This window comes from Marinobacter goseongensis, from assembly GCF_023156235.1.
GTDB lineage: Bacteria > Pseudomonadota > Gammaproteobacteria > Pseudomonadales > Oleiphilaceae > Marinobacter > Marinobacter goseongensis.
Map to the genome: position 1 here is coordinate 60,530 of NZ_JAKZAI010000001.1, position 25,271 is coordinate 85,800.

The window sequence follows — 25,271 nt, forward strand, 5'->3', positions numbered from 1 at the left end:
TTCTAATGTGAAAGATTCACGCGTTTTATTGATTTCGTGAATTGGCGCGATCCTGTACATTGTTGCAGTGAATGCTGAGGCTTGGCCCCGGCGAAATGGCGCGTGCTGGAGTGGTGTAATGGATATCTCCCGGGTGGATCTCAATCTTCTGGTGTACCTGGACGTGCTGCTCCGGGAGCGCAATGTTACCAAGGCCGCGAATCATCTGGGTATCACCCAGCCGGCCATGAGTAATGGCCTGCGGCGACTGAGGGATCTGTTCGGCGACCCGCTGCTGGTGCGCACCAGCGAGGGTATGTCGGCCACCGAACGTGCGCGGGAGTTGCAGCCGCTGGTGCGGAGCATACTGGCGGATATCGAGCAGGCGGTGCAGGAGAAAACGCCATTTTCGGCGATGGAAAGCCAGCGGGTATTCCGCATCATGGCCAGTGACTACGCCGAATCCTGCCTGATGCCGCGAGTGCTTCGGCGGATCCGTCAGGAGGCACCCCACGTCACCCTGGATGTTCTGACCCCCAGTGACGTCAGCTTTCTGGACGTGGAGCAGGGGCGTCTGGATATGGCGATCAACCGGTTCGACAAGATCCCACAGTCGTTTCACCAGAAAACCCTGTGGACCGAATACTTCGCCTGCCTGATGAATGCGCGTAATCCGATTCTCAGGGAGCCATTTACGCTGGACACCTACCTCGATGCCAGCCATATCTGGGTGAGCAAAACCGGTTTTGGTGTTGGGGTGGGGGTTAATCCGAAAGATGTGCAACGGTTGGGATGGGTCGATGAAGCCTTGTCACTGATCGGTCGGAAGCGCCAGATATCTGTGTTTACCCGGCATTACCAGGTGGCGATGCTGTTGGCCGAACAGCACGACCTGATTGCCACGCTGCCATCCCGGGCGGCGTGGCTTCAGAAAGACAACGCCAACCTGGTGGTGAAAGTGCCGCCTTTCGATATCCCGCCGTTTGAGCTCAAGATGGCCTGGAGCCCGTTGCTGCAACACAACGCCGACCATCAATGGCTGCGAAAACTGATTGCCGAAGTGGCGGAGGAGGTCGATGCGGAGTTTGCACCATTCGGTGCGCAGTTCGAGTCTGCCGACATTCCGGGGCCCCATCGGTCAGAGCGGTAGATCCCTGAGTTCCAGAGAGCGGCGTCCGGCCTCCCACATGCGCACGAAGGTTTCCCCGAGCAGCTTGACCCTGCCGCCGTTGGCGAAACTGGCAAAGCCCTCCGGTTTGTAAAAGTCGTGGCGGTACAGCACGCCCTCGCGATCCACAAGCATGAAAGGCTGGTCGGTCACTGGATAGTCGGGATTCACCAGGCGCAGCTCGATCCGGCTCGGTAGTCGTCTCATCAGTTCTACAATCTGGTGGCGACGCTTGATCAACGGCTTGTCGTCATGGATCAGCAGGCGGATTTCACTCAGTCGATGGCGGCGGGCCAGAGCTGACAGCAGCTCCCGGAACTGGTGGCGATCATAAATGTCGTGATCCAGCAGCCGATCATACAGCCAGAGCCGCTGGCATGCCTGGCCGGCCAGGGTGTCCAGCAGGGTAATCATGTGGTGTTCCGCGGAAAACAGCCAGGAAGGCCGGTCCTCGCCCAACAACAGCGGGCAGCTACGTTCGCCGGACTCGGAGGCGATCAGCCCCGGTGCAAGGCAGCGCATATCCAAGTGGGGGATGCCGGCGTCGTCATACAGGTCCGAACAGACATGAAAGCCAGCGCGCTGATAAAAGGCGACCGCGTGTCGCTGGGCGGAGAGCCGCAGTTCATTGAACTGCTCCCCGGCGTCCCGGATCAGTTGGCGAAGCAGGGCTTCACCGACGCCTTGACCCCGCCATGGCGGCAGCACGGCCATGCGGCCGATGTGCGCGGTCTCGTCCAGCGTGGAAAACAGACGCGCTACGGCGACCGGTTCATTGTTTGTCGTCACCGCCAGGTAGTGGTCTGCGATTTCATCGGTGGCGTCCCATTCCAGGTGTGGCGGCACCCGCTGTTCGTCAACGAAGACCCGCTGCCGTATATCGCGAATGTGCCCCGGCGCCAGTTGCCAGCTGTATTTGCGGATACGTATCGGTGTCATTCGAAATACACAGATCCCTGGTTGTAGAGGTGGCTGAGCAGGCCACCGATGGCGGGATCCTCAACCAGCGTGGCCAGTCTGCTCGTGTCGATGCGGGCGCCAGCGCAGAGCAGCGGCGCGAGCGGCCTGGCATCGCCTTTCAGCAGGTATTGCTCGCCGTCCACAAACAGGGCGATTTCCTCGCCAAGGTCGTGATACGCAAACCGTGAGCCTTCGTTCCAGCGCAGTCGGGCACCATCCTGAACCTGCTCGCACAGAACCTCCGGCGTGATGGGCTCGTCCGGAGGCACCACTATCTCCATGCTCTTGGGCGCCGTGGTGTATTGCCCGAACCACAGGGAGAGTTGGCGCCGGTCGTTGAGCTTGTGGTGGATGACGTCAGCAACTCGGTCGATCACCTCTGGCGCAATGGTCCCGGGGTTGTGCTGCACCTCAAGGTCCGGATCGGTCAGATGGTCGGCCGCATCGGACTGAGCGCAGAGGAAGTCGCTGAAGCCGGTGAGAATATCGTCGACGGTGGGGGCGCGAAAGCCGACCGAGAGCGTGATGCAATCGTCTTCCGCCACGCCGTAATGGCCAATGCCGGGGGGCAGATAGAGCATGTCACCGGGGGCCAGGGTCACCGTCTCCTCGCCGGTCCAGCTACTGAGAATGCGCAGGGGCGTGCCGTCTACCCGAGGGGAGGTGTGGTCACAATGGCCACCAAAGGTCCAGCGACGGTGTCCCTGGGCCTGCAACAGAAAGACGTCATACTGGTCGAAATGAGGGCCTACACTGCCGCCTTTGGGCGCGTAGCTGGCCATAATGTCGTCCAGGCGCCAGTTGGGTACAAAACGGAAGTGCTCCAGCAGGTCCGCGATGTCAGGGACCCAGTGATCGAGTCCCTGGACCAGCAACGTCCAGTCATGCTGCGGCAGGCTGCTGAAGCGGTCCGGGCTGAAGGGACCGTTGTGAAGCTGCCAGGGCTTGCCATCGTCGTTCTCGATCACCAGGCGTGATTCCACGCCCTCTTCGCAGGCAAGTCCCGCCAGTTCATCGGCAGACACCGGGCATTGAAAGTCCGGAAACGCCTGGCGGATGACCAGCGGTTTTTTCTGCCAGTACTGGTTCAGGAATTGCGCTGCTGAGATTCCGCCGAGCATGTCCATAACGCGTTTTCCACTATCAGATGTTTTGCGCCTGATCGACGGCGTTGCCGATGTAGGAGCCAGGGGTCAGTGCCATCAGTTCGGCTTTGGCGGCCTCGGGAATGTCCAGAGACTCCACGAAATTCTGGATCACTTCCGGTGTCATTGCCTTGCCGCGGGTCAACGCCTTGAGTTTTTCGTAGGGCTTCTCGATGTTGTACCGACGCATAACGGTCTGGATCGGTTCTGCCAGAACCTCCCAGGCGTGGTCGAGATCGTCGTTCAGTCGTGCCGGATTGATTTCCAGCTTGCCAAGGCCTTTCAGGGTAGCCTCGTAGGCAATCAGACTGTGGGCAAAACCCACGCCCAGGTTGCGCAGCACGGTGGAGTCGGTGAGGTCACGCTGCCAGCGGGAGATCGGAAGTTTGGCAGACAGGTGGCTGAACAGAGCATTGGCGATGCCCAGGTTGCCCTCGGAATTCTCGAAATCGATCGGATTCACTTTGTGGGGCATGGTGGAGGAACCCACTTCGCCCTCGACCGTTTTCTGCTTGAAGTAACCCAGGGAGATGTAGCCCCAGACGTCCCGGTCCAGGTCGATCAGGATGGTGTTGAAGCGGGCGATGGCGTCATACAGCTCAGCGATGTAATCGTGGGGCTCGATCTGGGTGGTGTAGGGGTTCCAGTCCAGCCCCAGGCTCTCGATGAAGTCCTTGGCGTTCTGCGCCCAGTTAATGGTCGGGTAAGCCGACAGGTGTGCGTTGTAGTTGCCGACCGCACCGTTGATTTTACCCAGCAGTTCGGTCGCGCGAATCTGCTTGAGTTGGCGCCGCAAGCGGTGAACAACGTTGGCGAGCTCTTTGCCCACGGTGGACGGTGAGGCGGTCTGGCCGTGGGTGCGCGACAGCATCGGCTGCTCGGCGTGGTCATGGGCCAGCTGTGCCAGTTTGTCCACAACCCGGTCCATGGCCGGCAGCAGGCCGTGGTCCAGACCCTCCCGCAGCATCAGTGCGTGAGACAGGTTGTTGATGTCCTCGGAGGTGCAGGCAAAGTGGACGAATTCCGTCACGGCATGCAGTTCCGCCACATCTGCGATTTTTTCCTTGATGAAATACTCGACCGCTTTGACGTCGTGATTGGTGGTGCGCTCGATGTCCTTGATGCGCTCTGCATCCTCAAGACTGAATTCGCCGACCATGCGATCCAGGAACGTGGTCGCTTCCGGAGAAAACGCGGGTACTTCGGTGATTTCGGGGTGTGCGGCCAGCTTTTGCAGCCAGCGGATTTCGACGGTCACCCGGTTCCGGATAAGGCCATATTCACTGAAAATGTCACGGAAAACGCTGACTTTACTACCATAGCGTCCGTCGACCGGGGAAATGGCGGTCAGGGCGGTGAGTTCCATCGAAAACCTCTCAAATCATCTGGGAATGGGTCAAAAAAGGATTGGCGCCTATGATACACCAGCGCTGTGTGCGAATCAGTCGTAAACCGCCCGGTTGGCTTTCTCGGCCAGTTCCCTCGCGGTGGCAATGACCTTGCGCCGGGAAAAAATCAGCTGCCAGCGACGCCCACCGCTCTGGCGCCACAGCACAGCGGAACGGATGCCGGCCAGCAGCAGCGCCCGCACCCTGGCGGCATTCTCCTCCCGCTGCAGCGTGGCGGGGTCACCGGTGACCTGAATACGCATACGGAAGGTGCTGATGGTATCGGCGTACACGGACGCCAGGTTGGCCACCAGGTTGCCGTGGAGGTAACCAAAATGACTGGCGGTGTGGCGCGCCTGATCAATGCGGCTTCCGATGACCGCCATCATGTCTTTGTCGCGGTTGAGCTTGGATTCGAGGTGAATCAGGTTGAGGGCGTAGCGCAGCACCTCGATGTCCTGTTGTTTGCTTTGCTGGCTCATGACGTTCGCCAGCGTGTTGAGGCCCTCACGCAGGTCCTTGAGTTCGCCACCGTAGACATCCAGCGTGGTGTCCGGGCTGGTTGCAAACAGCGATCGCACGGACGTTTCAAAGCTGGAGTCGGCGCACCGGCCGGTGTGAGCCACTTGCTGGACCTGGGCCGCGGCCTGGAACACGCCGGCCAGCGCCAGTGTCTGGTCGTGGAGGGATCGACTCATGCCGTTTCTCCGTCGGCTACGGCCCGTTCGGGGCGCGCTTCACCGTCACGCCAGGTGTGCTCGATGACACCGCCGCCGAGGCAGACGTCTTCCTGATAAAAAACCACGGACTGACCGGGGGTTACCGCCCGCTGGGCGTCATCGAAGACCACCGTGACACCGCCGTCGCCGAGGGTGACCACGCAGTCCTGATCGGGCTGGCGGTAGCGGGTTTTGGCTTTACAGCGGAACGTGGTGGCCGGGGCTGCTCCCGCTACCCAGTCGATCTGACCGCTAACCAGGCCGCGGGAATACAGTAGCGGATGTTGCTTGCCCTGAACCGCGATCAACACATTGCGGGTCAGATCTTTTTCTGCCACATACCAGGGCTCGTCACCGAAGTCGCTCAGGCCGCCAATGCCAAGGCCCTGGCGTTGTCCGATGGTGTGGTACATCAGCCCTTGATGACGCCCGATGATCTGGCCGTCCGGTGTTTCGATGTTGCCGGGTTGGGCAGGCAGATACTGCTTCAGGAAATCGCTGAATTTACGTTCGCCGATGAAACAGATGCCGGTAGAATCTTTCTTGTCGTGTGTCACGAAGCCCTGTGCTTCGGCGATGCGCCGCACTTCCGGTTTCTCCAGCTCACCCACGGGGAACAGGGTGCGGGCGATGCGGTCGCCGGAGACGGCGTGCAAGAAGTAGCTCTGATCCTTGTTGGGATCGAGTCCTTTCAGCAGCAGGGCCTGGTGGGAGCCATCGTTGAGCGGGCGCTGGCGGGTGTAGTGGCCGGTGGCAATGAAATCGGCGCCCAGCGTGACAGCGTAATCGAGAAACGCCCGGAACTTTACCTCCTTGTTACAGAGGATGTCCGGGTTGGGGGTGCGTCCGGCACGGTACTCCGACAGGAAGTGCTCGAAAACCCGATCCCAGTATTCGGCCGCAAAGCTGGCAGTGTGGAGCTGAATGCCGATGGTTTCCGCTACCGCCTGCGCGTCGGCAAGGTCGGTCATCGCAGTGCAGTATTCGGTGCCGTCGTCCTCGTCCCAGTTCTTCATGAACAGGCCTTCCACCTGATAGCCCTGGTCTTTAAGGAGCCAGGCTGCCACAGATGAGTCGACGCCGCCGGACATGCCAACGATCACGCGGGTATTTTCAGGAACGTGTGTCATAGCTAACCGTGCTGCCCACTGTAAAGAGCGCCGCAGTTTACCATTGTTGGCCGGTTACGTCTCAGCGTCCACGACGACATCGAGTGGGAAGCGGCGCCCGTTTCGGTAATCTTCTATGCACTTCAGCACCAGTGGACTGCGAAGCTTGTCGCCGAGGCTGCCCACCTCGTCAACCGTAAGCCAGTGGGCAGCAATGATGCCGTCGTCCAGTCTCTCCGAGACTTTTTTCACGGCTCTGGCTGAATAGCAGAAGCGGTAGTAGGTGACGCCGTTTGCCGGTGCCTTGTATGTATACAGGCCCAGAAAGTGGGTGGGCTCTACCTGCCAGCCGGTCTCTTCGAGGGTCTCGCGGCGCACCGCATCCAGAATCGCTTCGTCTTCCTCGATGTGCCCGGCCGGCTGGTTGAAAACCACAAGCCCACTGCTGATTTCCTCGACCAGCAGAAATCGGCCATCATCGTCTTCTACGATGACGGCAACGGTGGCGTGGGGTGTCCAGGTCATGATTTGGCGTGCCTCCGTCTCTTATTCGTGCTGTTCTTTCGCGTTTTACCCTGCCGACGAACACCTGCCGGTGCAGCGGGCGGGTGAATCGTCAGCGTGCGGAATTCTCCGGGCGCCAGGTTGTCCAGGCTCCAATCGCCGATGCGATAACGTATCAGCCTCAGGGTCGGAAAGCCCACGGCGGCGGTCATCCGTCGCACTTGCCGGTTTTTGCCTTCCGTAATCGTGAGTTCGAGCCAGGAGGTGGGAACAGATGGCCGGTGGCGAATGGGGGGCTGCCGCGGCCAGATGACTGGTTCGGGCATGTCTTCAGCCAGAGCCGGCTTTGTTTTTCCATCCTTCAGCACGACGCCTGTGCGCAAGTGTGCCAGAGCCTCGTTGGTAATCTGACCTTCAACCTGAACCCAGTAGGTTTTTGGCATTTTCTGCCGGGGTGAGGCGATACGGTTCTGAACCTGTCCATCATCGGTGAGCAGGAGCAGGCCTTCTGAGTCGTAATCAAGGCGGCCGGCCGGGTAGACATCAGGAGTCTTGATCCAGTTCGCGAGCGTGGCTCTGGCTTGCCCATCGGGGGTGCTGTCAGTGAACTGACTCATCACCTGGAAGGGCTTGTTGAAAAGTATGAGAGATGCCATGGCAAGAGCGTAGCGGAAGCGGTCGGTGAGGAAAAGCAGAAATCGGGTTGCCGGCACGCTCGACAGCGAGGGCCTCTCGCCATCAGGTCCTTGTGACTGTTGTGACCGCAGGGCAGCACCGTGGCCGGTTGCCCGGCCATGGTGACCCTTTGCTTCGGTCAGGCCAGCGATCTAGTGCGTCGTTCGCGATTCAGGCGTTAACGACCCGCGGTTCACTCCGGAAGTCGTTATCGTCGCGGTTGCTCTCAGCAGCCGCTTCGGACTTCTTTTCCGGGGATTCCTCCGCGCCTGATTGCGCGCTTTTCTGTGCCTGCTCTTCCGGCACAATATTCACAGCATGAACGCCCTTGTCACTGGGCTTCTTGTCAAAGGTTACTGTTTGACCGGCCTTGAGGGTTTTGTAGCCGTCCATTTGAACCGAGGAGAAATGAGCGAACAGATCATCGCTACAACCTTCCTCGATAATGAAACCATAACCCTTGGCATTGTTGAACCACTTTACTTTGCCCTTTGGCATGATGAACTCCCCTGTTCTTTCGCTGTCAATCACTGTTATTAGCATTATTTCCGTGCGTTATGCCTTGCACGGGTGACACCGGGTTACCTGATACGGATGCCTTTTCAGATACATAACATGACGCCGGTTTACATTATTTTACATAGCTCCTGTACTGTTGACCAATATTGACCGGTAGTCAATAGCAGTCATTGCGGGAATGTATGGTTGAAGAGGGGGCTGAAGCGTTATCATGCGCGTATTGATAACCAGCGCACGTCCGTTCAGCCTGTTGGCTTGAAAACCGGACGACTCACAACCACCTTACAAGCAAGGGCACCGATTTCCGGTAAAGAATCATGAGGACTATCCAGAATTCTCTACTAGTATTGAATCAGGGGGACGATGAACAACAGCCAGGCCATCCGGGACACCAGGATGACTTGAGCGTTGCCCCCGAGAAGCCCGCTCTCAAACGCCCTGCGCGCTTTCGGGTGATGCTTCTGAACGACGATTACACCCCCATGGATTTTGTGGTTGAGGTGTTAATGAAGTTCTTCGGTATGAACGAAGAAAAGGCGACGCAGGTGATGCTGCTCGTCCATACGCAAGGAAAAGCCGTATGTGGGGTATATACCCGTGACATCGCGGAGACAAAGGCGGCACAGGTGAACCAGTATTCTTCGGAATGCGAGCATCCGCTCCTTTGCGAGATTGAACGTGCGGACTGATAGACCCAGGGGTGGCCCATGCTGAGCAAAGATCTTGAAATTACGCTGAATACGGCCTTCAAAAATGCCCGTGACAAGCGCCATGAGTTCATGACAGTGGAGCATCTTTTGCTGGCGCTGCTGGATAATGAATCGGCGGTGGGCGTTCTCAAAGCCTGCGGGGCAGACCTGAAACAGCTTCAGGATGAACTCGTCGAATTTGTCGATTCCACAACGCCATTGATTCCAAGCAGCGACAGTGAGCGCGAGACCCAGCCGACCCTCGGTTTCCAGAGAGTGTTGCAGCGGGCTGTGTTTCATGTGCAGTCGTCCGGCAAAAAAGAGGTGACCGGTGCCAATGTGCTGGTGGCCATCTTCAGTGAGCAGGAAAGTCAGGCTGTGTACGTGCTCAAGAAGCAGAGCATTGCCCGTATCGACGTGGTGAATTTTGTCTCCCACGGCATTTCCCGTGTCCAGGGAGCTGAGGATCAGGATGGCAATGACCAGGCCTCCCACGAGGAAGCGGCCGAGGAGGGCGGTTCATCCCGGCCTCTGGAAAGCTACGCGACCAACCTGAACGAGCAGGCGCGCCAGGGCCGCATTGACCCGCTGATCGGCCGCGAACACGAAGTGGAGCGAGTGGTGCAGATTCTGGTGCGCCGCCGCAAGAACAATCCGCTGCTGGTGGGTGAGGCTGGTGTCGGCAAGACCGCCATTGCAGAGGGGCTGGCCAAGCGCATTGTGGACGGACAGGTGCCGGATATTATCTCCGATGCCGTGGTCTACTCCCTTGATCTTGGAGCGTTGCTGGCCGGCACGAAGTACCGGGGTGATTTCGAGAAGCGTCTGAAAGGCCTGCTGGCGGAGCTCAAGAAAGAGAAGCATGCCATTTTGTTCATCGACGAAATCCACACCATCATCGGAGCGGGTTCAGCGTCGGGCGGTGTCATGGATGCATCGAATCTGCTCAAGCCGATGCTGGGCTCTGGTGAAATTCGCTGCATCGGTTCCACCACATTCCAGGAATTCCGGGGCATCTTCGAGAAAGACAGCGCCCTGGCGCGACGCTTTCAGAAGATCGATGTGAATGAGCCGAGTGTTGAGGATACCTATCAGATCCTCAAAGGCCTGAAGCCGAACTTCGAGAAGCACCACGACCTCAAATACACCGACAAAGCGCTGCGCGTGGCTGCCGAATTGGCGGACCGCTACATCACCGATCGCCATCTGCCGGACAAGGCAATCGATGTGATCGATGAAGCCGGTGCCCGTCAGCGTTTGATGCCTGAGGGCAAGCGTAAGAAAACGGTGGATGTGCCGGACATTGAAGACGTGGTCGCCAACATTGCGCGTATCCCGCCGAAGAACGTGTCCACCAGCGATAAGGATCTGCTCCGTAATCTGGAGCGCGATCTCAAAATGGTGGTGTTCGGACAGGATCCGGCCATCGAGTCGCTGTCCACAGCCATCAAACTGGCGCGGGCTGGTCTGAAGGCGCCCGAGAAGCCCGAAGGCGCATTCCTGTTTGCCGGCCCGACCGGTGTCGGTAAGACGGAAGTGACCAAACAGCTGGCCAAGGTGCTGGGCATCGAGCTGGTGCGCTTTGATATGTCCGAGTACATGGAGCGTCATACCGTTTCCCGTTTGATCGGTGCTCCTCCGGGCTATGTGGGCTATGACCAGGGCGGTTTGCTCACTGAATCGGTGAACAAACACCCCCATTGTGTGCTGTTGCTGGACGAGATCGAGAAGGCGCACCCGGAAGTGTTCAACCTGCTGTTGCAGGTGATGGACCACGGCACGCTGACTGATAACAATGGTCGCAAGGCGGATTTCCGCCACGTAATCCTGGTGATGACCACCAACGCCGGTGCCGAGAGCATGGCCCGTCGGTCAATAGGCTTCAATGAGCAGGATCACAGTTCGGACGGTATGGAAATCATCAGCAAAACTTTCACGCCTGAGTTCCGTAACCGTCTGGATGGCATCATTCAGTTCGCCGACCTTCAGAAGCACACCATCACCCACGTGGTGGACAAGTTCCTGACCGAGTTGCAGGCACAGCTGGATGAGAAGCACGTGGTTCTGCACGTGGACGAACCGGCAAAGCAGTGGCTTGCAGAGAAAGGGTACGACGTCACCATGGGTGCACGACCCATGTCCCGCCTGATTCAGGACAAGATCAAGCGGCCGCTGGCTGAGCAGATTCTGTTTGGCCGGTTGTCAGAGAAGGGAGGCGACGTGCACATCCACCTGCGTGACGATGAGCTGGTGTTCGACTACGAGGACGAGCCAGCCGAGGCAGTCTGATACCCGCGGCTCTGCCACTTTCGAAAACCGCGCTCCGATGGGCGCGGTTTTTTTATGTGCACACTTCATCAAATTGGCCGCTTTTCAGCTGCCCGGCCGACAGTGCCGTCAATCCATTCCATTCTGATTTCTGTCAATTTGGGTGTCCCAATCGGGGCTGATGCCGATTTCGGCTGTGTGACCCCTTACAAACAATAATGACAAGGAATCAGGACGAATGAAGGTATGTGCTGCACTGTTGGCAGGCGTTATAAGTCTGTCTGTCTGGACCCCCTCTGTAGCTGCTGTGGAAAAACAGTTCTGCGTCTTCGATGTGGCCGGTGCCGCCGGCTTTGTTTATAAAACGCTGCAGGAATATCAGCGAAAGATGATCAAGACCGGCGTCAAGCTGTCAATGAAGCCCTACACCGATGAAGATCAGGCGGTTGACGATTTTCGCGCCGGGCTCTGTGACATTGTTGCCCTGACCGATATGGGGGTTCGCCACTTCAACGATTTTACCGGCTCCATCAGTGCTATCGGTGCGGTGCCTTATTACGAAGATTTGCGGGTGCTGATGCACATTCTGTCCAGCCCGCGGGTGGACGAGCACCTGGCCCAGGACGGTTATGAGATTGTGGGTGTGGCTCCGATGGGTGCCGCCTATCTGTTTGTGAATGACCGCAACATTGATCATGTGGACGCGCTCAAGGGCAAGCGCATCACTGTGTTTGAGGGCCACCACGATGCCCGTCACATGGTGGAGTACGTGGGCGCGGTCCCGGTGGACGCGAAGATCTCGAACTTCGCACGCCTGTTCAACAACGGCGAGGCGGATATCAGCTACGCGCCGGCTGCGGCTTATGAGATTCTGGAGATGTTTCGTGGCATGGGCGACCGCGGCGGTATCGTCAAATACCCGGTGGGGCAGGTGACCATTCAACTGGTCGCCAGAAACGGCGAGTTCGATGACCGCTTTGTGCGCCAGTCACGCAAGACCGTTTCAAGACTCTATCCGGAAGCCATCCGGGTCATTCGCCAATATGAGAACTCGATACCGGCGGATCGCTGGGTGGATATTTCACCACAGGCCATTGCCGGTTATCAGGAAATGCTGCGCAGCGTGCGTATCGACATGCAACAGTCCGCGGAAAGCAGCGGAATGCTTGCCGCTGGCGTCTATGACGACAACATGATGACCATATTGCGGAAAGTCAGGTGCTATACCAACCCGGGTGCGGGTGAGTGCAGCGCTGAAGACAGGGAATAGGCGCGACAGAAATGAAAAAGCCCCGGAACCCCGGGGCTTTCAGATGTCACGTCGGTGATTAACGGGCGCGGTAAACGATGCGGCCCTTGCTGAGGTCGTAGGGAGTCAGCTCAACTTTCACCTTGTCTCCGGTCAGGATGCGGATGTAGTTCTTGCGCATCTTGCCCGAGATGTGAGCTGTCACAACGTGGCCGTTGCTCAGCTCGACACGGAACATGGTATTCGGAAGCGTATCAACAATTACGCCTTCCATTTCAATGACATCTGATTTCGCCATTCAGTAGAAACCTCGTTTGGAATTAACTTACCTGGATTTTAAATTGCGCAATTCTGCCTGATTTGTCGCCATTTAGCAAAATCAGTTGCGTGTCAGTACCTGCCAGTGCCCTTCCCGCAGGGCCTCGATTGGCTTGAAGCGGGTCTTGTAGTTCATTTTCCGGCACTCGCGGATCCAGTACCCCAGGTACAAATGTGGTAAATCCCGCGCCCGTGCCGTCTCGATCTGCCAGAGAATAGCAAAGGTACCGATGCTGCGATGCTCAAAGGCAGGATCAAAGACGGTGTAAATGGCGGACAGTCCGTCATCCAGCATGTCCACTGCGGCCAGGCCGATCAGCTCGTCATTGAGGCGGATCTCCACAAACCACGAGTCGGTTGCGCCTTCAACCAGAAAAGACCTGAACTGCTCCCGCGAGGGCGGGTACATGTCACCGTCGGCGTGCCGATGTTCGATGTAGTGTGCATAAAGCCGGTAATAACGCTCGGTAAAGCAGGCGGGCACCAGCTCGCAGGTGAGGTCGGAGTTCCGCTCAAGCACCCGGCGCTGGCTGCGATCGGGGCAGAAATCGTCCACCCGCAGGCGAACGGGAATGCAGGCATTGCAGGCTTCGCAGTGGGGGCGGTAATAGTGGGACCCGCTGCGGCGGAAACCGAGGGCCGTGAGCTGGCTGTAGAGCTTTTTGTCAATGTTGGCCCGTGGGTCCACGAACATGGTCGTGGCCTCCCGGTCTGGCAGGTAGCTGCAGTCATGTGGTGGTGTCGCAAAGAACACCAGGGTCCTGAGGTTACTCATGCACTCCTCCGGCCCCGGGCCAACGCCACTGGATCTGCCAGGAACCGTGGCTCGGGGAGCGGTCAACACCTGCTCTGAGTATAGATAAAAACTCGCTTCTGGGAATGCTTCTGGCCCCCATTTTCAGCAGGTGACTGCTTTCGACCTGGCAATCCATGATCCGGTACCCCCAGAGAGCCAGCTGGCATGCGAGGTGAACCATCAGTACCTTGGAGGCGTTGGTTTCCAGTGAGAACATGGATTCACCGAAAAAGCACTCGCCGATGGCCAGTCCGTACATGCCGCCCACCAGATCACCGGCCGGGTTCCACACTTCGATGGAGTGGGCGACTCCCTGATGGTGTAACCGGGTATAGCTACGGGTCATGTCATCGGTGATCCAGGTGCCCTCATCGCGGGTGTCGGCACACAGGCGGATAACGCTGGCAAAGTCCTGGTCGGCGGTCACCCGGAATCGGCCGCTGTTCAGGGTGCGTCTCAGGCTGCGGGAGATGTGGATTTCGTCGGGGAATAACACGCACCGTGGGTCGGGGGACCACCACAGGATGGGCTGGTCGTCGCTGTACCAGGGAAAGATGCCGTTGCGATAGGCGAGGATCAGGCGTTCGGTAGACAGGTCTCCGCCCAGGGCCAGCAGGCCATCGGGTTCGTCGAGGGCCTCCTCGGCGGGGGGGAACCAGAGATGGTCGGGGTCTATCCAGGGTAGTGAAGTCATTCGGGTCCGCTGCTTTCAGTTACGTGCAAACCGGATTCCGGGGGATTGGCCTTCGGGCACAAGCTGCTGAAACACGCTGTGGATACGTCCGTGTATGCTTGGCTCCGCCATCCATGGCTCCGCACAGTTTCAGCAGATTGCACCCGAAGCCCTCGTCGAACTCTTGAGTGGTTGTCCTCAGTGGGATTCAGTCCTGTTGATCCAGAAATTTCTCCGCATCCAGCGCGGCCATGCACCCGAATCCTGCGGAGGTCACGGCCTGGCGGTATACGTGGTCGGCCACGTCGCCGGCAGCGAAAACACCCGGGATGCTGCTTTGGGTTGCCATGCCTTCGAGGCCGGAGCGGATTTTGATGTAGCCGTTCTCCATGTCGAGCTGGCCGGTGAACAGATCGGTGTTCGGCTTGTGGCCGATGGCAATGAAGACGCCGGCCAGGTCAAGATCCTGCGTGGAACTGTCCTTCATGCTCTTGATGCGCATGCCGGTCACGCCGGTGCCATCGCCCAGCACTTCGTCGAGGGTGTGGTCCCAGATAATGTTGACGTTGCCGTTTTCCGCTTTCTCGAACAGTTTGTCCTGCAGAATTTTCTCGGCGCGCAGGCTGTCGCGACGATGCACCAGCGTGACTTCGTCAGCAATGTTGGAGAGGTAAAGGGCTTCTTCAACCGCAGTGTTGCCACCGCCGATCACCGCGACTTTCTGTTTCTTGTAGAAGAATCCGTCGCAGGTGGCACAGGCTGATACACCCTGGCCCTTGAATTTCTCTTCCGACTCCAGGCCCAGGTACATGGCCGAAGCGCCGGTGGAAATGATCAGGGCGTCGCAGGTGTATTCGCCGCCGTCGCCCTTCAGGCGGAAGGGCCGGCTCCGTAGGTCGGCTTCGTTGATGGTGTCATACACAACGTTGGTTTCGAAACGCTCGGCGTGCTTGAGCATGCGCTGCATCAGTTCCGGACCCTGAACCCCGTCGTTGTCGCCAGGCCAGTTGTCGACGTCGGTTGTGGTGGTAAGTTGCCCGCCCACTTCGATGCCGGTGATCAGGGTTGGCTTGAGGTTTGCGCGGGCGGCGTACACGGCAGCGGTGTAACCGGCGGGGCCGGAGCCAAGGATAATCAGTCGGGAATGTTTGGTTTCGCTCATGCTGGATCTCTCGTCAAAATCTGAAAACACTACTTTGAATGCTGCCAATGAATCGGTCAGTGAAAGTGCTGAAGGCTACCATGAAAGAAAAGATGTGCCATTTATTTCGGCCAATTCCGTTCATTGAGCGTTGCTATCTGCTTAATGACCGACCTACTCAATGACCGACACTGAAGCAAGAAGTTGCCTGATTCTTTCTTTGCTCTTACCCGATTCTCCCTGTTCCAGCCGGTGCTCTGCAACTGCGGGAAATACCGCCTGGATATCATCGGGCAACACGTGGTGGCGACCATCCATCAGCGCCCAGGCGCGGGCGGCACGAACCAGGCCGAGCCCGGCCCGGGGTGACAGGCCATACAGCAACCCGGGCATGCGGCGGCTTTGCTCCAGCAGGCGCTGGACGTAATCGAGCAGGGCAGGGCTGGTGGTCACGCGCCCGACGGATTCCTGCAGGGACTCAAGGTCCTCCTGGCTCAGCAGGGTTTGTAGTTTGTCGGTCAGGGCGCGACGGTCCTCACCCTCGAGCAGTTCCCGCTCGGCTTTGGGATCGGGGTAGCCCAGGCGCAACCGCATCAGGAACCGGTCAAGCTGGGATTCCGGCAGTGGGTAGGTGCCGCCCTGTTCAATGGGGTTCTGGGTAGCGATCACAAAGAAAGGGTGGGGCAGCGGGCGGGTCTCGCCCTCAATGGAAACCTGCCGTTCTTCCATGGCCTCCAACAGTGCGCTCTGGGTGCGTGGTGAGGCGCGGTTGATCTCGTCCGCCAGCACCACCTGGGCAAAGATCGGGCCTTTATGGAAAACCAGCGATCCCGCCTCTTTGTCGTACATCGAGTACCCCAGGACGTCGGCCGGCAGCAGGTCGTTGGTGAACTGGATGCGCTGATAACTCAGCCCCATGATCCGTGCCAGCGCATGCGACAGTGTGGTCTTGCCCATGCCGGGAATGTCTTCGATCAACAGGTGCCCCCGTGCCAGCAGACCGCAAAGGGCAAGTCGCACCTGTTGCTCTTTGCCCAGAAGGATGGTGTTGAGTTCGCTGACAACGCTGTCGATCAGTTTTTTCATGCCCGGATCAGTCCCGTACTCGTTTGAGAATGTCGCCGTAGGCGTCGATGCGCCGGTCTCTGAAGTACGGCCAGATGCGCCGGATCGATTCGCTGCGGTTGCGATCGATGGCGGCGTGAAGCACGGTCTCCGAGCGGTCATCGGCCCGTGCCAGGAATTCGCCCTGTGGGCCGGCGATAAAGCTGTTGCCCCAGAACCGGATACCGTCGGACTGACCCGAGGGGTCCGGCTCGGTGCCGATGCGGTTCGGTGCGATGATCGGCAGGTTGTTAGCGACCGCATGGCCGCGCTGGACGGTAACCCAGGCCTCCAGTTGACGTGCTTGCTCGGCCGGGTCGTCGGTGATGTCCCAGCCAATGGCTGTCGGGTATATCAGGACCTCCGCGCCTGCCAGCGCCATAAGACGGGCAGCCTCCGGGTACCACTGATCCCAGCACACAAGCACCCCGAGCCTGCCCACGGAGGTATCGATGGGGGTGAACCCGCTGTCACCGGAATTGCAGCGGGCGTCTCCGGGGGTGAAATAGAACTTCTCGTAGAAGCCCGGGTCGTCCGGTATGTGCATCTTGCGGTAAAGGCCGGCGATGCTGCCATCCCGCTCGAATACCACGGCGGTATTGTGGTAGACGCCGTTCATGCGACGCTCGAAAATGGACCCCACCAACACAATGCCAAGCTCTGCGGCCAGAGCGCCCAGCGCGGCGCTGGTTGGCCCCGGGATGGGTTCGGCAAGCTCGAAAACCGAGGTGTCCTCGGTCTGGCAGAAATACAGGGTGGCGTGCAGCTCCTGAAGAACGACCAGTTGCGCACCTTCAGCGGAGGCTTCGCGCACCAGCCGTTCGCTGGTGGCGAGGCTGCTGGCCTTGTCGTCGCTGCAGACTTGCTGGACTGCCGCAACCTTCAACGCAGATCCGGCGGGGGTGTTGGGTCGGGTCATGGCGTAACCGCTCCCGCTGGGAACTGCATGGTCACACAGTGCAGGCTGCCGTGCTGGTGGATCAGAGGGCGGCAGTTGATCGGAACAATGGTCCGCTCCGGAAACAGGCCTTTCAGGACCTCGATCGCTTCGGCGTCCTGCGGCACGTCATAAACCGGCAGCAGAACCGCGCCGTTGATGATCAGGAAGTTGGCGTAGGTTGCCGGCAACCGGTGCCCCTCGTCATCATGGATGGCGTCGGGCCATGGCAATGGTGTGAGCTTATAAGGGCGGCCATCAGCCTGACGAAACTGTTGCAGCTCCTCCTCCATGGCTGCAAGCGCACGGTAATGCTCGTCAGTCGGGTCGGGGCAGGTGACGTAGCAGATGTGATCTTCAGCGCAAAAGCGGGCGAGAGTGTCAATGTGGCTGTCTGTGTCATCGCCGGCGAGAAAACCGTGATTGAGCCACAGGACGCGTCTGGCCCCGAGCGTCTCGGTCAACAGGTTTTCGATGGCACCCCGATCCAGGGACGGGTTGCGGCTGGGTGTCAGCAGGCATTCACTGGTGGTCATTACCGTGCCGGCGCCATCGGATTCGATGGAGCCACCTTCGAGAATGCAGTCAACAGCGGACATGGGGGTGCTGCCAAAGCTGCCTGCGTTGTGAAGGTGTTGGTTGAGCGCATCGTCTTTTTCCCAGGGGAATTTGCCGCCCCAGGCGTTGAAACGGAAATCAAGGAGCTGCGGTCCGTCATCGGTAACGACCGTGATCGGGCCATGGTCACGGGCCCAGGTATCGTTGGCTGGAGCGGGTATGGCGATCACTCGACCGGGCAGCCCCTCGGCCCGGGCAAATGCCGCCAGTTCCCGTTCAAGATCCTGCAACCTCACCACGTGCTCGCAGCTGATGATCAGGTTTTCCCGGGCCAGCACGGCCTGGGCGATCGCCATGAATACCGGTTCCACATCGTCCAGAATGTCGGACCAGTCGGTACCGGCGTGGGGCCAGGTCAGCATGACCGCGCTTTGAGGAGCCCATTCGGCGGGTAACACTCGTGTGGTCGTCAATTTATAGCCACCTACTTGCAGAAAATCGCCATTCTAACCAACGAACGACGTTGCGTCAGGGTATGGATGAAGGAAATTGCGCGGGCCTGATCGCGCCGCGCGAAGGTTGGAGTGTCTCTTGCCTAACGATTCGGGTTCAATACTGCGTGCAGCACCCGGTCGCCTTCGAAATAGACGACAAAGCCATCATAGTGCCACTGGGAAATCGGGGGTTTGCCGACCGGACCGCGAATTTCACGAGGTGTGCCCCAGGCATTACGCACGCTCTCTTCACTCATGCCGGTGCGTGGCAGATCGGTCTGGGAGCGCTCTCCCTGGCTGCCCACGGGAATGGTCATTTCGTCAGCCAGAGCCGGGTTGACGGGCAAAAAGCCGAGGAACGCGGTCAGAATGGCGGCGCCGATCAGGTTTGGAGCAATTTTTATCATCGGTAGGGGTCTCCCTTGGAGCTGGGTGTCGATGTGTGCTGAGCGTCCCTGAGGACATGAATAAAACGTAATATCCGAAAAATGCGAATAAAAGTCACACCATTTCGCCAGTTTATCCTTTTTGTCGTTGGCGTATCTGCCACCGCATCACATGCTTGGCAATCTGCTGGCGGTCACTGTCGTGGATATCGGTAAATTCGGTGTGAACCCGTGCGCTGCCCGTGGCGTCGCCCACGATGTGGATGACCCGGGCCACGGCTTGCGCCTGAAACAGTTCCGGGGGAAGTGTCATCCGCACCGCCAGCAAATCGCCCTCGCGCCAGGCGTTGTGCTCACAACAAAAGGCAACGCCGCCCTCGCTGAGGGTGACATCCTGCCAGTCCTCCGGTTGCAACGGATTTTGCTCAAAGGCCATAATGAGCGCCAGTATATCGAGCTTTCCGTTCAGTGACTTGATCAGGGAAGCCAGCAGGCGGTCACGCTCCGCGAGCGTGGCGAGCTGTGCACGCACATCCTGGTCAAGGCGCTTTAATTCCGCCCGAAGGCTGCCCAGGTGATCACCGTTGAACGAGCGGTCGCCTTCCTCGGCCCGGCCGACTATCTGGCGGAGTTCAAGACCAATATGGTCCTCGATCCGAAAGAAATCGCGACGATCCCCGGCGTCGGGCGGTGGTGAGGCGATAGCGTCGGAAGATCGTGAAGGCATTGCGGCTCCGAATCAGCGCAGCGTTTTGTGTTTATGTAGAAAAGTTTAGCAGTTTCCGTTCACGCAGTGGATGGAAATCCGAATGACTCGAAGGTAGCAACAGGCACCTCTTCTCATGTTCAAACCTTTATCGCTCTACGTCGGCTTGCGGTATACCGCTGCGAAACGGCGCAATCACTTCATATCTTTCATCTCTCTGACGTCGATGATCGGGCTGATGCTCGGTGTCGCCGTGCTTATAATCGTGTTGTCGGTGATGAACGGCTTCGACCGCGAGCTGAAGCAGCGCATTCTTGGCATGGTGCCTCACGCGGTAATCGAGGGCTCCGACAATATCCGTGATTGGGAAAGCATCGTGCGCCGGGTCGAGGAACACCCGCGGGTGCTTGCCGCCGCCCCCTTTATCCAGGGGCAGGGCATGGTGACAGGTGGCGGCGACGTTCGCGGCGTTCTGCTCAATGGCATATTGCCGGACCAGGAGCGTGACGTCTCGATCATCGAGAACCACATGATCGAGGGGAATCTGGACGATCTGAAATCCGGTGATTTCGGCATTATTATCGGTCGTACCATGGCCTCCAGCCTGCGGTTACAGCTCGGCGACAAGGTGACTGTGGTTCTGCCGGAAGCGTCGGTCACCCCGGCGGGCGTGCTGCCGCGTCTCAAGCGATTTACGGTAAGAGGTGTGTTCAGTGTCGGCGCGGAGCTGGACGGCAACTACACGCTGGTTCATATGGACGATGCGTCGAAACTGATGCGAACCAACGGCCAGGCCCAGGGGGTTCGCCTGCTGGTGGATGACTTGTTCGCGGCGCCGCGGGTGGCAGAGCAGGCTGCGAGAAGCCTGGATGGCCGCTATTACATCTCGGACTGGACTCGTACCCATGGCAACCTTTTCCAGGCTATCCGTATGGAGAAGACCATGATCGGCCTGCTGCTGATGTTCATTGTGGCAGTGGCTGCGTTCAACATCGTGTCGACCCTGGTGATGGTGGTCACCGACAAAACGGCGGATATTGCGATTCTGCGCACCATGGGCGCGACACCGGGTCGCATCATGCGCATATTCATCATCCAGGGCGGTGTGATTGGCATATTCGGTACGCTGGTTGGCACGGCGTTGGGGGTCTTCGGTGCGCTCAACATCAGCGCCTTCATTTCCTGGCTGGAGAGCGCCCTGGGGCATCAGTTCCTGAGTGCGGATGTGTACTTTATCAGCTACCTGCCTTCCCAGTTGCAATGGCAGGACGTGTTCATCATCAGCGGTGCCGGTCTGGCCATGAGCTTGCTGGCTACTATCTACCCCGCCTGGCGGGCATCACGAGTCGACCCGGCGGAGGCCCTGCGCTATGAATGACAACACCGAATTCGCCGCCGATACTGCATTGGTGATTGATTGCCGCGAGGTGACTCGCACCTACAACGAGGGCCCGGAAAAGCTGACAATCTTCTCCGACATCTCCCTGCGGGTTTCGGCAGGTGAAACAGTAGCGATCGTTGGCAGCAGTGGTGCCGGAAAAACCACACTGCTGAACCTGTTGGGCGGTCTGGATCGCCCGTCATCCGGGCATATTTCGATCTGTAATCAGGACATTCACGCCATGAGTGAGGCGGGCCGGGCACGGTTCCGTAACCGCCATCTCGGCTTTGTGTACCAGTTCCACCACCTCCTGCCGGAGTTTACCGCCCTGGAAAACGTCATGATGCCCTGTGCGCTCGGCGGCATGGCGGTGAAAGCTGCGGAGGCAAAGGCCCGGGCCGTGCTGGGTGAGGTCGGTTTAAGCCAACGACTGACCCATAAGCCCGGCGAGCTCTCCGGCGGCGAGAGGCAGCGGGTGGCTATTGCGCGGGCTCTGGTCAATGAACCGGAATGCGTGTTGATGGATGAACCTACAGGGAATCTTGATGAGCATACCGGTGAGGGGGTCAAGCAGTTAATTGAAGCCCTGAGAGACCGGCTGGGTATTGCTTTTGTGATGGTGACCCACGATATGGGCATGGCCCGCAGCCTCGGGCGTGTACTGCGTCTGGAGCAGGGAAGGCTGCTGACCGAGCGCTAGCGATTCCGGCGCCGGAGCAGCCTGCGCTCCTGCCAGTCAGTGCGCACCTTTCGCCGCCAGAGAAACTGGATAGTGAGGTAGGCCATACAGGCCGCGAGGGTTGCCACAATCAGGGATCCGAGGTAGAGCGGAATGCCAACGTCGAGAATGCGCTCGCTGATCCACGACCAGGACGCCTGGAATTCAAATTTCAGTACCGGGCGGTCCAGAAGCCAGGCGCCGACTTTGTAATTGAAGTAGAACATCGGGGGCATGGTCAGAGGATTGCTGATCCATACCAGCACGGTGGACAAGGGCAGGTTGGCGTTAAACCAGATGGCAAAGAATGCGGCCGCCAACATCTGGAATGGCATGGGAATAAGGCAAAGGAAAATGCCGACCAGAAAGGCGCGGGACACGCTGTGACGGTTGATGTGCCAGAGGTTGGGCTCATGAAGGATGTCGCCCAGGAACTGCAGCGATTTCATCGCGCGGATTTTCTCCGGCGTTGGTAAGTATCGTTTCATGAACTTCTTTGGCATCTGGAAGATCTGCCTGTTCAGATTGAACGCCCCGGGGCGTGGAAAGGTACCGGCGCTCTGGAAAATCAGGAGGACAAGGATTGTCCGGAAATCTTGCCGCATTTGCCTGCGGCGTTATCTTACTTTATACGTTCCCGATGTTGCCACCTCTGCCGTGGCTGATTGCGGCTGCGTTCCCGCTGGTCTTTTCGGCACTCCGCGTGCAGCGACAGGCCCGGTTGGTGGTTCTCCTTCTTTGCGTGCTTGCCGGTGGCGCCTGGGCATCATGGCATGTCTCGGATCGATTGCAGCATACGCTACCGGCGTCGCTGGAGGGGCAGGTGGTGTCAGTTTCGGGCTACCTTTGCAACATCCCCGTTCATGGCAGCTTCAACAGCTTGCGTTTCAGTTTCTGTATCACCCATTGGCACCAGCGTGACCGCTCCGTCGACACCGCGGGGGAATTGCCCGAGACGGTTCGTCTGGCCTGGTACGGCGACGGTGAAAAGCGCCTTCCGGGTCATCGCCTGAGGCTTGATGTGGTGCTCAAAAAGCCGCACGGGGCGGTGAATCCTGCCGGTTTCCGATATGAGACCTGGTTGTTCAGGAAAGGTTTCCGCGCGACGGGGACCGTCCGCGACGTGGCAGAAGCCCCGGCGGTACCCTGCAGAGTGCATTGCCAATACATGGCGTGGCGGCTGGATCTGGCTGATTCGCTGGCGTCCGTGATGGGGGAGGCTGAACACTATCCGCTGCTGGCGTCGCTGCTGATAGGGCACCGTGGCGACATGACTGCCGAGCACTGGGCCGTGCTCAAGGCGACCGGCACCATCCATCTGGTGGCCATCTCCGGCTTGCACCTTGGCCTGGTCGCCATCGGCGCAGGTTTCCTGGCGAGGCGCTTGATCACCGCTCTTCCGGCCGGTCATCCGGCTCCGCAGCGCCAGCGCTATTTGGTGCTCGGCGTGGTTGCCATTGCCTGTCTGCTTTATGCACTTGCTGCGGGCTTTACCGTGCCGACGCGTAGGGCGCTGATCATGGCGCTGGTGGCCGGCTGGATCTGGCTGAAGGGCCGTCAGGTATCAGCTTGGCACGGGCTGGCTCTCGCCCTGTTCCTGGTGGTGCTCACAGACCCCTTCGCGCCCCTGGATCAGGGATTCTGGCTGTCGTTCGGAGCGGTGTCGGTGCTGGTTCTGGTATTTACCGGGCGGCTGGCTCCGCCTACCTGGCTCGCGGCTCTGGCACTGTCGCAGGCGGCGGTGTTTGTCGGTTTGTGGCCAATCCTGTCGGTGCTTGGTCAGGGGCAGCCCTATTCCGGTTTGTTGGCCAACCTTTTCGCCATTCCCTGGGTGTCGTTCGTAGTCATGCCGTTGCTGATGGCTGGCACTGCACTGATATGGTGTTTGCCCGTGAGCCGGGACGCCGTACTTCTTATCTTTGACGGGGCGTTGGAGGTGCTCTGGCGGGTGCTGAGGTGGCTGGCCTCGCTGGAATTGCCGGTCAGCAGAGCCGATGCGGGGTTGGCGGTCATCATAGCCATTGCGGTTTTGCTGGTGCTGATGGTGCCCGCACCACGCTTGCGGGTGGTATTGCTGTTCGCTGGTGCACTGCTGCTGGGCGCATCGTCGATTCGTGAGCCTCTGGCCAATCCCTGGGTGGAGCAGGCAGAGATTCGGGTCTGGGACGTGGGGCAGGGCTTGTCGGTATTGATCCGGCACCACGACAAGGTGCTGCTCTACGATACCGGGCCGGCGGTCCCCGGCGTGTTTTCATCGGTGGAGTCTGTGTTGATCCCCAACTTCAGACGCCTCGGTATTCGCAAGATTGACACCCTGGTGATCAGCCATGCAGACAGTGATCATGCCGGCGGCCTGCCTGCACTGTTCGCATCCTACCCCGTGGGCGAGGTGATTAGCGGCGAGCCGGAGCGTCTGCAGGCCCTGGACGGTGGCTACGGCGGACCGGTACCAGCATCCTGCAATTCCTCGCCGCCGCGAACCATCGCGGGTGTCCGGGTTCAGTTCTGGCAGGGCATTGATGCCGACCAGTCTGACAACTCCAATGACCGTTCGTGTGTGGTCATCGCCATGGATCCTGGACGTCGCTTTCAGGTCATCCTGCCCGGTGATATCACTGCCGCGATCGAGCGGGCGATGACAGCGGCGCCCAGCCTGAGCCGAAGCCGGACGATCGAGCCGACGGCACGAATTGTGGTGGCTCCGCATCATGGCAGCAACACCTCGTCAACGGCGTCCTGGGTGGAAGCGTTGGCGCCGGATTGGGTAATCTACAGTGCGGGTTACCGGCATCGCTTCGGTCATCCGCACCCGGCCGTCGTGGATCGCTATCATGCGGCGGGCAGTCAGCAACTGAACACCGCCTATTCCGGCGCTGTGCGCCTGGTGCTGGACGACACCGGCGTCCGGGTTGGCCAGCAAAGAGACACTGCACCATTCTGGATTCGTGGTCCCATAACGGATTGGTGAGCAATGTAAAATACCGTGACACAACGGGTGTGGCCTGAAGCAGCAGCTATGCTAAAGTAGCGCGGCTTGTTAACAATCAGGGAGACCAAGCGTGTTCGAGCTGTTGAAAGCCGGTGGCATTTTGATGGTGCCAATTGTTGCCTGTTCCATCCTGGCGCTTGCCATAATTCTCGAGCGTTTCTGGACGCTGCGAGCTTCCCGAGTGGCGCCACCCCAGACCATCAATGAGCTGTGGCGCTGGATCAAGAAAAAAGAGCTGAATGGCCGGAAGCTGAAAGCCCTGCAGGGCTCGTCTCCCATGGGCCGTATCCTCGCGGGCGGTCTGATGAACGCCAAGCATGGCCGTGAAATCATGAAAGAAAGCATTGAGCATGAGGCCAGTCAGGTCATTCACGACCTCGAGCGCTTCCTCAATCCTTTGGGTACCGTTGCCACCATCACCCCATTGCTGGGCCTGCTGGGCACGGTTATCGGTATGATCAAGGTGTTTGCGGAAATCCAGCTGGCCGGCGTTGGCAATGCGGGCAACCTTGCGGGCGGCATTTCCGAGGCATTGATCACCACCGCTGCCGGTCTGAGTGTGGCCATCCCTGCGCTGATCTGTCACCGCTATTTTATCCGCCGCGTGGATGAGTTGGTGGTGGGTATGGAGCAGGAAGCCATCAAGCTGGTTGAAGTCGTCCATGGCGACCGAGAAATTGATGTGGAAGGAGCCTGAA

General features: G+C 59.1%; 26 protein-coding genes. 8 read left to right on the top strand and 18 right to left on the bottom strand.

All coding sequences use genetic code 11. The features are described 5' to 3' along the window. The first annotated feature begins 118 nt into the window (after nucleotides 1–118). Nucleotides 119–1,129 carry a LysR family transcriptional regulator gene (locus tag MLC70_RS00300; protein WP_248180975.1) on the top strand — a complete coding sequence of 337 codons (1,011 nt, stop codon included), beginning with the start codon at nucleotides 119–121 and terminating at the stop codon, nucleotides 1,127–1,129. On the opposite strand, the gene MLC70_RS00305 is transcribed toward MLC70_RS00300, so the two are convergent. The 8 genes from MLC70_RS00305 to cspD all read right to left on the bottom strand — a co-directional run bounded on the left by MLC70_RS00305 (nucleotide 1,118) and on the right by cspD (nucleotide 8,145). Further along, nucleotides 1,118–2,086, bottom strand: a complete 969-nt coding sequence (locus tag MLC70_RS00305) for a GNAT family N-acetyltransferase (protein WP_248180976.1) — start codon at nucleotides 2,084–2,086, stop codon at nucleotides 1,118–1,120. The genes MLC70_RS00300 and MLC70_RS00305 overlap by 12 nt on opposite strands. Beyond that, on the bottom strand, nucleotides 2,083–3,234 hold the full coding sequence (locus MLC70_RS00310) for a cupin domain-containing protein (RefSeq protein WP_248180977.1): 1,152 nt from the start codon (nucleotides 3,232–3,234) through the stop codon (nucleotides 2,083–2,085). The genes MLC70_RS00305 and MLC70_RS00310 overlap by 4 nt, the downstream gene beginning before the upstream one ends. A gap of 16 nt (nucleotides 3,235–3,250) precedes the next feature. After that, complete coding sequence (purB, locus tag MLC70_RS00315) at nucleotides 3,251–4,618, bottom strand: adenylosuccinate lyase (protein WP_248180978.1); 1,368 nt, start codon at nucleotides 4,616–4,618, stop codon at nucleotides 3,251–3,253. Nucleotides 4,619–4,693: 75 nt separating this feature from the next. After that, nucleotides 4,694–5,338, bottom strand: coding sequence for a high frequency lysogenization protein HflD (gene hflD / locus MLC70_RS00320; protein WP_248180979.1), 645 nt, complete (start codon nucleotides 5,336–5,338; stop codon nucleotides 4,694–4,696). Beyond that, nucleotides 5,335–6,489: a tRNA 2-thiouridine(34) synthase MnmA gene (mnmA, locus tag MLC70_RS00325; RefSeq protein WP_248180980.1), complete on the bottom strand. Its 1,155-nt coding sequence runs from the start codon at nucleotides 6,487–6,489 to the stop codon at nucleotides 5,335–5,337. The genes hflD and mnmA overlap by 4 nt, the downstream gene beginning before the upstream one ends. A 54-nt stretch (nucleotides 6,490–6,543) precedes the next feature. Beyond that, nucleotides 6,544–6,993: an NUDIX hydrolase gene (locus MLC70_RS00330; RefSeq protein ID WP_248180981.1), complete on the bottom strand. Its 450-nt coding sequence runs from the start codon at nucleotides 6,991–6,993 to the stop codon at nucleotides 6,544–6,546. Next, complete coding sequence (locus tag MLC70_RS00335; RefSeq protein WP_248181029.1) at nucleotides 6,990–7,628, bottom strand: pseudouridine synthase; 639 nt, start codon at nucleotides 7,626–7,628, stop codon at nucleotides 6,990–6,992. Before MLC70_RS00335 ends, MLC70_RS00330 begins: the two co-directional genes overlap by 4 nt. 190 nt (nucleotides 7,629–7,818) lie before the next feature. Further along, nucleotides 7,819–8,145 carry a cold shock domain-containing protein CspD gene (cspD, locus tag MLC70_RS18480; RefSeq protein ID WP_282448198.1) on the bottom strand — a complete coding sequence of 109 codons (327 nt, stop codon included), beginning with the start codon at nucleotides 8,143–8,145 and terminating at the stop codon, nucleotides 7,819–7,821. 338 nt (nucleotides 8,146–8,483) lie between these two features. Between cspD and clpS the strand changes: the two genes are divergently transcribed. The 3 genes from clpS to MLC70_RS00355 all read left to right on the top strand — a co-directional run bounded on the left by clpS (nucleotide 8,484) and on the right by MLC70_RS00355 (nucleotide 12,393). Next, a complete protein-coding gene (gene clpS / locus MLC70_RS00345; RefSeq protein ID WP_248180982.1) occupies nucleotides 8,484–8,855 on the top strand; it encodes an ATP-dependent Clp protease adapter ClpS in 372 nt (123 codons plus the stop codon). An 18-nt stretch (nucleotides 8,856–8,873) separates the two neighbouring features. Continuing rightward, a complete protein-coding gene (clpA, locus tag MLC70_RS00350) occupies nucleotides 8,874–11,144 on the top strand; it encodes an ATP-dependent Clp protease ATP-binding subunit ClpA (protein ID WP_248180983.1) in 2,271 nt (756 codons plus the stop codon). Between the two features lie 217 nt (nucleotides 11,145–11,361). Beyond that, entirely contained in the window at nucleotides 11,362–12,393 is a 1,032-nt protein-coding gene (locus tag MLC70_RS00355; protein WP_248180984.1) for a putative solute-binding protein, read from the top strand. 58 nt (nucleotides 12,394–12,451) lie between these two features. Here the strand turns inward: MLC70_RS00355 and infA are convergent, their stop codons facing one another. The 9 genes from infA to MLC70_RS00400 all read right to left on the bottom strand — a co-directional run bounded on the left by infA (nucleotide 12,452) and on the right by MLC70_RS00400 (nucleotide 19,506). Next, nucleotides 12,452–12,670: a translation initiation factor IF-1 gene (gene infA / locus MLC70_RS00360; RefSeq protein WP_008938619.1), complete on the bottom strand. Its 219-nt coding sequence runs from the start codon at nucleotides 12,668–12,670 to the stop codon at nucleotides 12,452–12,454. Nucleotides 12,671–12,751: 81 nt separating this feature from the next. Next, complete coding sequence (locus tag MLC70_RS00365) at nucleotides 12,752–13,465, bottom strand: arginyltransferase (RefSeq protein WP_248180985.1); 714 nt, start codon at nucleotides 13,463–13,465, stop codon at nucleotides 12,752–12,754. Next, nucleotides 13,458–14,180 carry a leucyl/phenylalanyl-tRNA--protein transferase gene (gene aat / locus MLC70_RS00370; protein WP_248180986.1) on the bottom strand — a complete coding sequence of 241 codons (723 nt, stop codon included), beginning with the start codon at nucleotides 14,178–14,180 and terminating at the stop codon, nucleotides 13,458–13,460. The genes MLC70_RS00365 and aat overlap by 8 nt, the downstream gene beginning before the upstream one ends. 187 nt (nucleotides 14,181–14,367) lie before the next feature. Then, complete coding sequence (gene trxB / locus MLC70_RS00375) at nucleotides 14,368–15,321, bottom strand: thioredoxin-disulfide reductase (protein ID WP_248180987.1); 954 nt, start codon at nucleotides 15,319–15,321, stop codon at nucleotides 14,368–14,370. Nucleotides 15,322–15,474: 153 nt separating this feature from the next. Next, nucleotides 15,475–16,386, bottom strand: coding sequence for an AAA family ATPase (locus MLC70_RS00380; RefSeq protein WP_248180988.1), 912 nt, complete (start codon nucleotides 16,384–16,386; stop codon nucleotides 15,475–15,477). A 7-nt stretch (nucleotides 16,387–16,393) separates the two neighbouring features. Beyond that, complete coding sequence (locus MLC70_RS00385) at nucleotides 16,394–17,323, bottom strand: carbon-nitrogen hydrolase (RefSeq protein WP_282448199.1); 930 nt, start codon at nucleotides 17,321–17,323, stop codon at nucleotides 16,394–16,396. Beyond that, nucleotides 17,320–18,372, bottom strand: a complete 1,053-nt coding sequence (locus MLC70_RS00390) for an agmatine deiminase family protein (RefSeq protein WP_282448200.1) — start codon at nucleotides 18,370–18,372, stop codon at nucleotides 17,320–17,322. Before MLC70_RS00390 ends, MLC70_RS00385 begins: the two co-directional genes overlap by 4 nt. A gap of 122 nt (nucleotides 18,373–18,494) precedes the next feature. Next, nucleotides 18,495–18,800, bottom strand: coding sequence for a hypothetical protein (locus MLC70_RS00395; protein ID WP_248180989.1), 306 nt, complete (start codon nucleotides 18,798–18,800; stop codon nucleotides 18,495–18,497). 112 nt (nucleotides 18,801–18,912) lie between these two features. Next, the gene (locus MLC70_RS00400; protein ID WP_248180990.1) at nucleotides 18,913–19,506 is read right to left on the bottom strand and encodes a PilZ domain-containing protein; all 594 of its coding nucleotides are present in this window, start codon (nucleotides 19,504–19,506) and stop codon (nucleotides 18,913–18,915) included. Nucleotides 19,507–19,621: 115 nt separating this feature from the next. On the opposite strand from MLC70_RS00400, the gene MLC70_RS00405 reads away from it, so the two are divergent. Beyond that, the gene (locus MLC70_RS00405; protein ID WP_248180991.1) at nucleotides 19,622–20,863 is read left to right on the top strand and encodes a lipoprotein-releasing ABC transporter permease subunit; all 1,242 of its coding nucleotides are present in this window, start codon (nucleotides 19,622–19,624) and stop codon (nucleotides 20,861–20,863) included. After that, on the top strand, nucleotides 20,856–21,566 hold the full coding sequence (locus MLC70_RS00410) for an ABC transporter ATP-binding protein (protein WP_248180992.1): 711 nt from the start codon (nucleotides 20,856–20,858) through the stop codon (nucleotides 21,564–21,566). Before MLC70_RS00405 ends, MLC70_RS00410 begins: the two co-directional genes overlap by 8 nt. On the opposite strand, the gene MLC70_RS00415 is transcribed toward MLC70_RS00410, so the two are convergent. Further along, on the bottom strand, nucleotides 21,563–22,087 hold the full coding sequence (locus tag MLC70_RS00415; protein WP_248180993.1) for a DUF2062 domain-containing protein: 525 nt from the start codon (nucleotides 22,085–22,087) through the stop codon (nucleotides 21,563–21,565). The two genes, MLC70_RS00410 and MLC70_RS00415, sit on opposite strands and share 4 nt — an antisense overlap. A gap of 80 nt (nucleotides 22,088–22,167) precedes the next feature. Between MLC70_RS00415 and MLC70_RS00420 the strand changes: the two genes are divergently transcribed. Continuing rightward, nucleotides 22,168–24,552 (top strand): DNA internalization-related competence protein ComEC/Rec2, encoded by a 2,385-nt coding sequence (locus MLC70_RS00420; RefSeq protein ID WP_248180994.1) that lies wholly within the window; start codon nucleotides 22,168–22,170, stop codon nucleotides 24,550–24,552. Nucleotides 24,553–24,643: 91 nt separating this feature from the next. Continuing rightward, the gene (locus tag MLC70_RS00425; protein WP_248180995.1) at nucleotides 24,644–25,270 is read left to right on the top strand and encodes a MotA/TolQ/ExbB proton channel family protein; all 627 of its coding nucleotides are present in this window, start codon (nucleotides 24,644–24,646) and stop codon (nucleotides 25,268–25,270) included. Nucleotide 25,271 lies beyond the last annotated feature (1 nt).